Source organism: Dietzia sp. B19, from assembly GCF_014145155.1.
Lineage (GTDB): Bacteria > Actinomycetota > Actinomycetes > Mycobacteriales > Mycobacteriaceae > Dietzia > Dietzia natronolimnaea.
The window spans coordinates 1-9737 of record NZ_JAALED010000254.1; the positions used below are offsets into that span (position 1 = coordinate 1).

Below are 9737 nucleotides of genomic sequence, written 5' to 3' on the forward strand. Positions count from 1 at the left end.
CGATGGAGGTGTCCTCCACGGGGACCACACAATCGGCACCCTCGGGGACCGGCGCACCGGTCATCACCTTGCAGGCCTCGTCGTCGTCGACCCGTGGCCCCGGTCCGTCACCGGCGTGGGTCGTCCCCACCACCCGGAGCCGCACCGGCGAGTCCGGACCGGCCCCGGCGATGTCGGCCGACCGCACCGCGTAGCCGTCCATCTGCGAGTTCACGAACAGGGGGAGGTCCACCGACGCGAGCAGGTCCCGTGCGAGCACCGAGTCCGCGCACGCCACGACCGGCAACCGCGTGCTCTGGGCGGCCCGCTCCAGCACCGGCGCGAGATGCGTGCGCAGGAGCTCTCGATACTCGGCGGGAGACGGCCGGGATACGGGGTGGGTCGGGCGGTCGGGGTGGGAGGCCATGCCTCCACGGTAATCGCGTTGTACTGTGCCTACGGTCCGCGCGCGGGGCGCAGGCGGGGAAATAAAGGGGAGACGGTGGCGGACGGCGCGCGGGGTTCGAGGAAGCTGTGGTCTGTCCACGGCGACGGCAAGAACATCAGGCCCGGCGAGGTCGTGGCCCCGATGGAGCGCCTGAGCTGGCCCCGGACGATCGGCATCGGCGCCCAGCACGTGGTCTCGATGTTCGGTGCCACGTTCGTCTTCCCCATCATCATGGGGCTCAACCCGCAGCTCGCGATCCTCTTCTCCGGCGTGTGCACGCTGCTGTTCCTGGCGATCGTCAAGGGGCAGGTCCCCAGCTACCTGGGCACCTCGGTGGCGTTCGTCGGGGCGGTCGCGGCGATCCGCGCGCAGGGCGGCACGAGCGCGGAGGTCACCGGCGCGATGCTGGTGGCGGGTGCGACCCTCGCCGTGGTCGGCGTCATCGTGCACGTGGTGGGCGGGCGCGTGGTCACCGCCGTGCTGCCCCCGGTCGTCACCGGCGCCGTGGTGATGCTGCTGGGCTTCAACCTGGCGCCCGTGGTGGCCGAGACCTACTGGCCGCAGGACCAGTGGGTGGCGCTGACGGTGATGATCGCGCTGGTCCTCATGACGGTGGGCCTGAAGGGCTTCGCCGGCCGGATCGCGATCTTCCTCGCGCTGATCTTCGGCTACGTCCTGTCCTGGGTGCTCGACCTGGTGACCGGTCCCATCACCTCGTTCAGCGCCACCGCCGGCGAGGTGACCGAGCACCTGCGGGTGGACTGGTCGGGCGTCGGGGACGCGCCGTGGCTCGGGTTGCCGCCCATGACCGACGAGGCCGCGGGCGTGGTGGGCATCCACGCGCCCGACTTCTCCCTGGCGTTCGTGCTGCTGATCGTCCCCGGGATCATCGCCCTGATCGCCGAGAACGCGGGTCACGTCAAGGCGATCGGCGAGATCACGCGCACCGAGACCGACGGCCTGATGGGCCGCGCCCTGGCCGCCGACGGTGCGGGCACCGTCCTGGCCACCTCGTTCGGCGGATCGGCGACGACGACGTACGCCGAGAACATCGGGGTGATGGCCGCGACCAAGGTCTACTCCACGGCCGCGTACGTGGTGGCGGCGCTGACCGCGATCCTCCTGGGCTGCTCGCCCAAGCTGGGCGCGGTGATCTCGGCGACGCCCGGCGGCGTGCTGGGCGGGATCACCGTGGTGCTCTACGGGATGATCGGCCTGCTCGGGGCGAAGATCTGGAAGGAGAACCGGGTCGACTTCGGCAACCCGCTCAACCTGGTCCCGGTGGCGGCGGGCGTGGTGATCGCCGTGGGCGACACGACCCTGACCGTGACGGACGACTTCCAGCTCGGCGGGATCGCGCTCGGCACCCTCGTGGTGGTGCTGGGGTACCACCTCGCCCGGCTGATCGCGCCGCAGTTGAGAGCGCAGGCCGAGCGCGACGAGATCCACGAGCTCACCCTCCTCGGGCCGAACCCGGAGGTGGAGGTGCCGGAGAGGTAGACGGCGGGGTGGCGCTCACGCGCCTACACTCGACCAGAACGCCCGGCAGATCGGAGGTGCGCGTGACCGCGACCGACATCCCGAGCCCTCGGCCGCGCCCCGACGGCGCGCGGCCGGCCACCCCGTTGCTCATCGACACCTTCGGTCGCACCGGGCGGGACCTGCGCGTGTCGCTGACGGAGAAGTGCTCCCTGCGCTGCACGTACTGCATGCCGGAGGAGGGGCTGCCGCCCATCCCGGAGGCCGCACGCATGACCACCGACGAGGTGATCCGGCTGGTCACGCTGGCGCATCACGACCTCGGGGTCCGCGAGGTGCGCTTCACCGGCGGCGAACCCCTGATGCGGCAGGACCTCGAGAGGATCGTCGCCGGGACCCGGGAGGCGTGCCCTGACCTTCCGGTCGCCCTCACCACCAACGGCGTGGGCCTCGAGCACCGGGTGGGCGCACTGGTCGAGGCCGGGCTCGACCGGATCAACATCTCCCTGGACACGGTCGACCGCCTCGAGTTCGCCGAGCTCACCCGTCGCGACCGGCTGCCGTCGGTGCTCCGCGGGGTCCGTGCCGCGGTCGAGGCGGGACTCGCCCCGGTCAAGGTCAACGCCGTGCCGATGAGGGCCACCCTGCCGGGGGCTCCCGACCTGCTGGAATGGGCTCTCGAGGAGGGCGTGCAGCTGCGGTTCATCGAGGAGATGCCGCTCGACGCCGACAACACCTGGTCCAGGGTCGAGATGGTCACGGCGCAGGAGCTGCTCGACGTGTTGGGCGCGCGCTTCGACCTGGTGCCCGCCGGTCGCGAGGACCCGTCCGCCCCGGCCGAACTGTGGGAGGTGGCCGGACGCTCGGTGGCGGGGTCCCCGGCCCACGTCGGGGTGATCGCCACCGTCACCCGCAACTTCTGCGCGGCCTGTGACCGGACGCGGCTGACCGCCGAGGGGACCGTGAGATCCTGCTTGTTCAGTGATGACGAGACCGACGTGTTGGGTGTGTTGCGCTCCGGGGCGCAGGACGCGGAGATCGCCCGGGTGTGGCGCGGGGCGATGTGGGGTAAGCAGGCCGGGCACGGCATCGGTGGGACGGCGTTCCACCGGCCGCGCCGGTCGATGGGCGCCATAGGCGGATGACGTGTCACCGAAAGCGGCGGCGGCGCGTCGGGGGCACGGGCTAGAGTCGACACCGTGAGCAGGACATCGAGAATGATCACCGTGGGGTACTACGCGGCGGCCGAGGACGCGGCCGGCACCGCCCGCGAGCGCCTCCACACGGACGCGACGACCATCGGTGAACTGGCCCGGGAGGTCTGCGAGAGGCACGGTGAGCCGTTGGCCAGCATCGTCACGGTGTCGTCCTTCCTCATCGGCGAGGAGACCACGCGCGACCCCCTCGCCTCGATCGACGGGGTCTCCGTGATCGACATCCTGCCCCCCTTCGCCGGGGGTTGACCGGTGGGTCGGCGTCAGGGGATCGAGGTGGTGGGCGTGGCCCTGATGTGTTCCGGGCTCGCGTGTGCGACCGAGGAGCCGGAGGCCACCGCGACCGTCTCGCTCGGGGTGGCCGCCGCGCCGTCGTTGTCCGTCGCGTTCACCGACCTCATCCAGATCTTCGAGGAGGAGAATCCCGGGGTCCGGGTCCACCTCGAACTGGGGCGGTCGGACGAGATCGCCGAGGGGCTGTCCGACCGCACGGACCTCAACGTCTTCGCCTCCGCGAGCGAGGAGGTGATGGACCTCGCCGTGGCACAGGGAGCCGCCGCGGAACCGCAGATCTTCGCCCGGAACCACGTGGTCGTGGCGGTGCCGTCCGGGAACCCCCTCCGCGTGCGCGGACTGGGCGACCTGTCCCGCCCGGACCTGCGCGTGGGCCTGTGTGCGCCGGACACCCCGTGTGGCAAAGCGACCGAGAAGGTGCTCGCCGCCGCGGCGGTGGAGCCCACGGACGTCACATGGGAGGACGGGTCCCGCGCGCTCAGTGTCCGGCTCGCGGACAACGAGATGGACGTCGGGATCGTCTACCGCACTGACGTCGCGAGCTCGCACGGGTGGGTGGCGCCCGTCAGTCCCGAGGGTCGCGAGCGGGACCTGATGCGGTCGGCGGGAACGACCCGGTACGTCCTGGCCCGCGTCCCCAGCGGGGAGAGCGGGCCCGGGGGTGAGGCCGAACGGGTGGCGGCCGACCGCTTCCGCGAGCTGGTGACCTCTGAGCGTGGCCGCCGGACCCTCGAGGGTGCCGGACTGGACGCGCTGCCGGAGTGACCCGGGGTACTGAAACCCGGGTTCTCGACGTCACGCGGTGAGGCATCGCCCGCTGAGCCGACCCGTGATGGCCGACCTCTCGACGTAGGGCTGACGCCAGGTGCGGCCGTCGGAGGAGGAGTCGCGGTTGTCACCCAGGAGGAGATAGTGCCCGGCCGGGACGTGGAAGTCACCGCGGTAGTACGACGACGAGGCGTACAACTCCTCGAGGGGTACGCCGTCCACGCGGACCGCGCCGCCGTCGATCTCGATGCGCTCGCCGGGCAGGCCGACCACCCTCTTGAGCACGCGGCCGACCACCTCGGCGTGATCCACCACGACCAGGTCGCCCCGGCGGATCGGTGTGGACCGTCGGAGCGACCTGGTGAGAACGAGCTGCCCGGCACGCAGGGTCGGTTCCATTGAGTCGGATCGGACGCGGGTGAGCCACCACATCAGGGCGCGTGCTCGTGGTGGTCGTGACCGTGGTGGTCGTGGTCGTGCCCCTCGGCGTACTTGAAGAATCGCACGTAGGCGTCCATGTACTCGCGGGCGGCGACGAGGTCGTCGGGGTCGAAGCCCCTGAGCGCGATGGCGTGGTCGAAACGACGCTCGAGCTCGTCCCACCGGTCCTCGTCTACCAGGCCCCTGAGGGGCTCGATGCTGCCGAGCTCCAGCGCCTCGTCGGCGGCCACCACCCGAGGGTCGACGCCGGCACCGGCGGGCGCGAGTCCGCTGAAGCCGGCGCCCTCGCCCGCGCGGTGCACGCGGACCAAGGTCTCGAGAAACCACCTGTCGGCGACCTCCCTGGTCTCGCCGCCCGCGACCCGGACGCGCCGGACCTTGTCGAAGACGGCGCGGACCTCGTCCTCGCCCCCGGGGTGGACCCACTTGAGGGCGACATTGACGTTGCCGCTGTCGAGGGCACGGCGGCCGTCGGTGACGGCCGGGCCGTCCTCGGTGTCGCAGTGGGCGGAGGCCTCACGGACGACGAGTCCGAGCAGCGTGCCGAAGATCGAGGTGACGTTCATGACGGGGTCCTTTCCCTGGTCTGAACTGGTACGTCTCAGACGGTAGCGCCCGAACGGGAGGGTTCCCATGACCTAGGTCAAGCCCCGCCCGCCCGCGCCTCCAGTCCCTCCGGATCGAGCAGGTCGACCTCGGCTCCGCGCACCTCGACAAGACCCTCGCGCCCGAGCGCGGCGAGTCGGCGGCTCAGGGTCTCGGGGATGGTACCGAGGTAGGTGGCCACGTCCTTCTTGGACATCGGCAGTCGCACCGTCACCACCCCGTCGACGCCTCGGACGGCGGGCAGGTCGAGCAGATATGAGGCGAGCCGTGCGCCGACGTCGGCCAGCGTGCGGGCCGCGAGCATCCGCTCTGTGGACTCCAGGCGGATGGCGAGCGAGCGCAGCATGGATGCGCCGATGTCCGGGTATCGGTTCAGGAGCCCGGCCAGCGCACCGTGCTCGAAGACGCACATCGTCGTGGGGTCGAGCGCGACGCAGTCGTTCTCCGGACGTGTCCCGGTGAGGAAGCCGCTCTCGCCCTCGACGTCGCCGGGGCCGAGGAGGCGCAGCGTGGCCTCGCGGCCGTCCTCCGCCGTGCGGCCCACCTTGACCAGCCCCTCGTGCACCACGAGCAATCGCGGCGACGACTGCCCCGCGCGCACGATCCACTCGCCGCGCTCGACGCGGAGCGGACGCGCCATCGAGGCCACCTCGGCCTGCTGCCGGGGTGAGAGCCGGGCGAAGAGCGGCACCGCCGCGACGCATGACTCGGCGTGCTGGTGGTCGTGAGAGGGGGTCATCGGGTCCCATTGTGACCGCGGGTGCTCCCTCGCGTGGGGCTGATCGTGAGCGCGGCGGTCGTCGGGCACACCCGCGGGACTAGACCAGCCAGTCGTTGGGGGCGAAGAGCTCGGCGTGAATCCGCTGTTCGGGCACGCCGGCCTCGATGAACGTCGCGCGCACCGACTGGAGGAAGCCGGTGGGCCCACACAGGAAGACGTGTGCGCCCGCCGGGAGCTCGACGGAGGAGAGGTCCATGACGCCGTGGTGGACCGCGCCCGGTCCGGCGGTCGTGTCCGCGCCGTGCTCGTACCAGGTGTGCACCTCGGCGTCGGCGAGCAGCGAGGACTCGCCGGCCACCTCATCGGCCAGAACGTGCTGGTCGGGCGAGCGGTCGGCGTGCAGGATCAGGACTCGCCGGGGATCGTCCGTCGCGGACAGGTGCGCGATCATACCGAGCATCGGGGTGATGCCGATCCCGGCCGAGCACAGGACGACCGGTGCCGCGTCCGGGCCCGACCCGGTTCCCGCTGCGTCCAGGACCAGGTCACCGAACGGCAGCGTGACCTGGAGCGTGGTGCCGACCCGGGCGTGGGCGTGCAGCCACCCGGAGACCTCACCGGCGGGGCACGGACCCGCGCCACCGGAGACCGCGTCGACCCGGCGGATGCCGATCCGCCACGTGCCCGACCCCGGCGCCGCCGACAGCGAGTACTGACGCAACTGACGCGCGCCGTCGGGCAGCACCACGCCGACGGAGGTGTACTGGCCGGGTCGGAAGTCCGGCAGGTCGCCACCGTCGGGACCGCCGAGGGTCACCACGGTGACGGAATCGGTGACGTCCTCCCGGGCCAGGACGACGGCGGTCCGGAAGACGTCTCCCGGCTCGACCCGGGCCTCGGCGTAGAGGGCGTTCTCGAAGTCCACGAGGACGCCCGCCATGATCCAGTACACCTCGTCCCACGCGGCCGCGATCTCCGGGGTGATCGCCTCGCCCAGCACCTGGACGATCGCGTCGAAGAGGTTGTCGTGGACCACCTGGTACTGGTCGGCGGTGATCCCGAGGCTCGCGTGCTTGTGGCCGATCCGGGCCAGCATGTCGACGGGGCTCTTCCCGTCCACCAGCAGCGTCGCGAAGGTGGCGATGGAGGCGGCGAGCGCGCGCTGCTGGGCGCCCAGCTTCTGGTTGCCGCGGTTGAAGGTGTCGCGCAGGAGCTCGGGGTGGTTGCCGAACATCGTGCGGTAGAACACCGGGGTGATCTCGTCGATGTGCGCCCCGATGACCGGGAGCGTGTCGCGGATGATCGGGACGTGGTGCGGCGAGAGCTCCCGCGGATGGGCGAGGATCGTCTCGAGTGAGGTGAGCGACGTGGTCATGCGGATCTCCTTCAGTGGGCGCGACGGGGTCACCCGGGCACCTGGGGTGCCGGGCGTCGAGGGGGTGTGGGTCGGTGGTCGCCGACCGGTCAGGGGGCGGGTCCCAGGCTGAGCAGGACCTGCCTGGTCGGGGTGTGGACGATGCCCGAGACGGTGAGTGGATCGAGGGCGGCGAAGAACGCCTCGCGGGCCTCGGCCAGGGCTCGGCGGAGGCTGCAGTTGCCGGCCAGCGGGCAGGGCGCCGGGCCCTCGCACTGCACCACCTCGCCGGGGCCCTCGAGTTCACGCAGCAGCCGCCCGACGGACGCCTGACGACCGGCCTCGGTGATCGCGAGACCACCGCCCCGGCCCCGCCGGGACTCGACGAGGCCGAGCTCCACGAGCCGGGAGACGGTCTTGGCCACGTGGCTCGTCGACGCGTTCACCGACTCGGCGATGCCCCCGGCGGTCATCCGGTCCCCGCGCCCGTCGGCCACGGCGAGACGCATGAGGGCGCGGAGCGCGAGATCGGAGAACCTGGACAACTGCACGAGGCCGAGCGTGCCATAGTGCGAACCGCCGTAGCGCATTTGTCCGCAGTGATCTCAAATACGTTCTGAGCTGGGCATTTGGCGGGCGTGTCACCAGCAGGAACGCGGGGTCCCCCTCACCGTCGCGGCCCGTCGTCGCGTCGGCGGAGCACCGCGGCGGGGGCGGGGGAGGGCGCGGCTAGGATCGATCCCCATGGCAGCCTCCCTCCTCGTCGCCGGCACCACGTCGGATGCCGGCAAGAGCGTGGTGGTGACGGCGCTGTGCCGGGCGTTCGCCCGGCGGGGCGTCAGGGTCGCGCCGTTCAAGGCGCAGAACATGTCCAACAACTCGATGGTCGTCCGGGGTCCGGCGGGCTTCGGGGAGATCGGGCGCGCGCAGTGGATCCAGGCCCTCGCGGCACGCGCCGAGCCCGAGGTGGCGATGAACCCGGTGCTGCTCAAGCCGGGCGGCGACCGGCGCAGCCACGTGGTGGTGATGGGCCGCCCCGCCGGGACGGTCTCGTCCAGGGACTTCGTCGACGGTCGCGTGCATCTGGCCACCGCCGCCCATGCCGCATACGACGACCTGGCCGACCGGGCCGACCTGGTGCTGTGCGAGGGCGCGGGCAGTCCTGCCGAGATCAACCTCCGTGCCGGTGACTACGTCAACATGGGCCTGGCCCGTCACGCCGACATGCCGGTGGTCGTGGTGGGCGACATCGACCGCGGCGGGGTCTTCGCCGCGATGTACGGCACGGTGGCACTCCTGGATGCCGCCGACCAGCGGCTCGTCGCAGGCTTCGTCGTCAACAAGTTCCGCGGTGACCCCTCGCTCCTCGGACCGGGGCTGGACCACCTCGAGGCGCTCACCGGACGGCGGGTCCACGGAGTGCTGCCCTGGAGCCCCGACGTGTGGCTCGACTCCGAGGACGCGCTGGACATCGGCGGTCGCCGCGCCGACGCCGGCCGGGCGTTGCGGGTCGCCGTGATCCGGCTGCCCCGGATCAGCAACTTCACCGATGTCGACGCGCTGGGGCTGGAGCCGGACGTCGACGTGGAGTTCGTCACCGACCCCCGGACCGTCCGGGGCGCGGACCTGGTGGTCCTGCCCGGCACGCGCGCGACGATCGACGACCTGGCCTGGCTCCGCTCCCGCGGTCTGGACCGCGCGGTGATCGACCACGCCCACGCCGGGGGGTCGGTGTTCGGCATCTGCGGTGGCTTCCAGATGCTCGGCCGACTCGTCCGGGACCCGGAGGGGGTGGAGGGTCCCGAGGGCGCGGAGGTCGACGGGCTCGGGCTGCTGGACGTGGAGACGGAGTTCGGGCCGGAGAAGGTCCTGTGGCTGCCCACCGGGGAGGCGCTCGGTCAGGCGGCGGCCGGGTACGAGATCCACCACGGGCGGATCGGCCTCGGCGCGGACCCCGAGTTCCTCGGGGGTGCGAGGCGCGACGGTGTGGCGGGCACCATGTGGCACGGGAGCCTCGAGTCCGACGGGTTCCGTCAGGCCTACCTCGCGGAGGTGGCGGCCCGTGTCGGCCGGGTCCGCGAACCCTCCGGTGTGGACTTCGCCGCCGCACGCGAGAGGCGACTGGACCTGCTGGGTGATCTGGCGGAGGAGCACCTCGACCTGGACGCCCTGCTGGAGCTGGCCCGCGAGGGCGCGCCGGAGATGCCGTCCCTGCCGCCGGGGTCGGAGCGGTGATCCTCGTCCTGGGTGGGACCGCTGAGGCGCGGGAGCTGGCGAGACTGCTGCAGGACGCGGGTCACGAGTTCTGCTCGTCCCTGGCGGGGAGGGTGGCGCGTCCGCGCCTGCCCGTGGGCCGGGTCCGGATCGGCGGCTTCGGCGGGGTCGAGGGGCTCCGCGACCACCTCTCCACGCAGGGGGTCCGCGTGGTCGTGG

The 9737-nt window shown here is 72.1% G+C and carries 11 protein-coding genes and 1 pseudogene; 6 read left to right on the plus strand and 6 right to left on the minus strand.

What is annotated here, in order from left to right; all coding sequences use genetic code 11:
• Nucleotides 1-406 (minus strand): annotated as a pseudogene (locus tag G6020_RS08155) (molybdopterin molybdenumtransferase MoeA); the annotation flags it as partial.
• A gap of 162 nt (nt 407-568) precedes the next feature.
• Between G6020_RS08155 and G6020_RS08160 the strand changes: the two are divergent.
• From G6020_RS08160 to G6020_RS08175, 4 genes are all read left to right on the plus strand, one after another.
• Entirely contained in the window at nt 569-1927 is a 1359-nt protein-coding gene (locus G6020_RS08160) for a solute carrier family 23 protein (protein ID WP_241731128.1), read from the plus strand.
• Nucleotides 1928-1989: 62 nt separating this feature from the next.
• Nucleotides 1990-3051 carry a GTP 3',8-cyclase MoaA gene (gene moaA / locus G6020_RS08165; protein WP_338404149.1) on the plus strand — a complete coding sequence of 354 codons (1062 nt, stop codon included), beginning with the start codon at nt 1990-1992 and terminating at the stop codon, nt 3049-3051.
• 54 nt (nt 3052-3105) lie between these two features.
• Nucleotides 3106-3369 carry a hypothetical protein gene (locus G6020_RS08170; RefSeq protein WP_259847878.1) on the plus strand — a complete coding sequence of 88 codons (264 nt, stop codon included), beginning with the start codon at nt 3106-3108 and terminating at the stop codon, nt 3367-3369.
• A gap of 3 nt (nt 3370-3372) precedes the next feature.
• The gene (locus G6020_RS08175) at nt 3373-4179 is read left to right on the plus strand and encodes a substrate-binding domain-containing protein (protein ID WP_182610281.1); all 807 of its coding nucleotides are present in this window, start codon (nt 3373-3375) and stop codon (nt 4177-4179) included.
• Between the two features lie 30 nt (nt 4180-4209).
• On the opposite strand, the gene lepB is transcribed toward G6020_RS08175, so the two are convergent.
• The 5 genes from lepB to G6020_RS08200 form a co-directional block, all read right to left on the minus strand.
• The gene (gene lepB / locus G6020_RS08180; protein WP_277815255.1) at nt 4210-4614 is read right to left on the minus strand and encodes a signal peptidase I; all 405 of its coding nucleotides are present in this window, start codon (nt 4612-4614) and stop codon (nt 4210-4212) included.
• Complete coding sequence (locus tag G6020_RS08185; protein ID WP_182610283.1) at nt 4614-5189, minus strand: DUF6448 family protein; 576 nt, start codon at nt 5187-5189, stop codon at nt 4614-4616. The genes lepB and G6020_RS08185 overlap by 1 nt, the downstream gene beginning before the upstream one ends.
• A gap of 77 nt (nt 5190-5266) precedes the next feature.
• Nucleotides 5267-5968 carry a Crp/Fnr family transcriptional regulator gene (locus G6020_RS08190; RefSeq protein ID WP_182610284.1) on the minus strand — a complete coding sequence of 234 codons (702 nt, stop codon included), beginning with the start codon at nt 5966-5968 and terminating at the stop codon, nt 5267-5269.
• A 79-nt stretch (nt 5969-6047) separates the two neighbouring features.
• Nucleotides 6048-7325, minus strand: a complete 1278-nt coding sequence (locus G6020_RS08195) for a globin domain-containing protein (RefSeq protein WP_182610285.1) — start codon at nt 7323-7325, stop codon at nt 6048-6050.
• A gap of 89 nt (nt 7326-7414) precedes the next feature.
• On the minus strand, nt 7415-7855 hold the full coding sequence (locus G6020_RS08200; protein WP_179524128.1) for an Rrf2 family transcriptional regulator: 441 nt from the start codon (nt 7853-7855) through the stop codon (nt 7415-7417).
• 193 nt (nt 7856-8048) lie between these two features.
• Here G6020_RS08200 and G6020_RS08205 point away from each other — a divergent pair, with 193 nt between their 5' ends.
• Together G6020_RS08205 and G6020_RS08210 are read left to right on the plus strand one after the other, a co-directional pair.
• Nucleotides 8049-9539, plus strand: coding sequence for a cobyric acid synthase (locus G6020_RS08205; protein ID WP_182610286.1), 1491 nt, complete (start codon nt 8049-8051; stop codon nt 9537-9539).
• On the plus strand, nt 9536-9737 hold a 202-nt coding region (locus G6020_RS08210; protein ID WP_182610287.1), incomplete at its 3' end, for a precorrin-6A/cobalt-precorrin-6A reductase. The genes G6020_RS08205 and G6020_RS08210, both read left to right, overlap by 4 nt.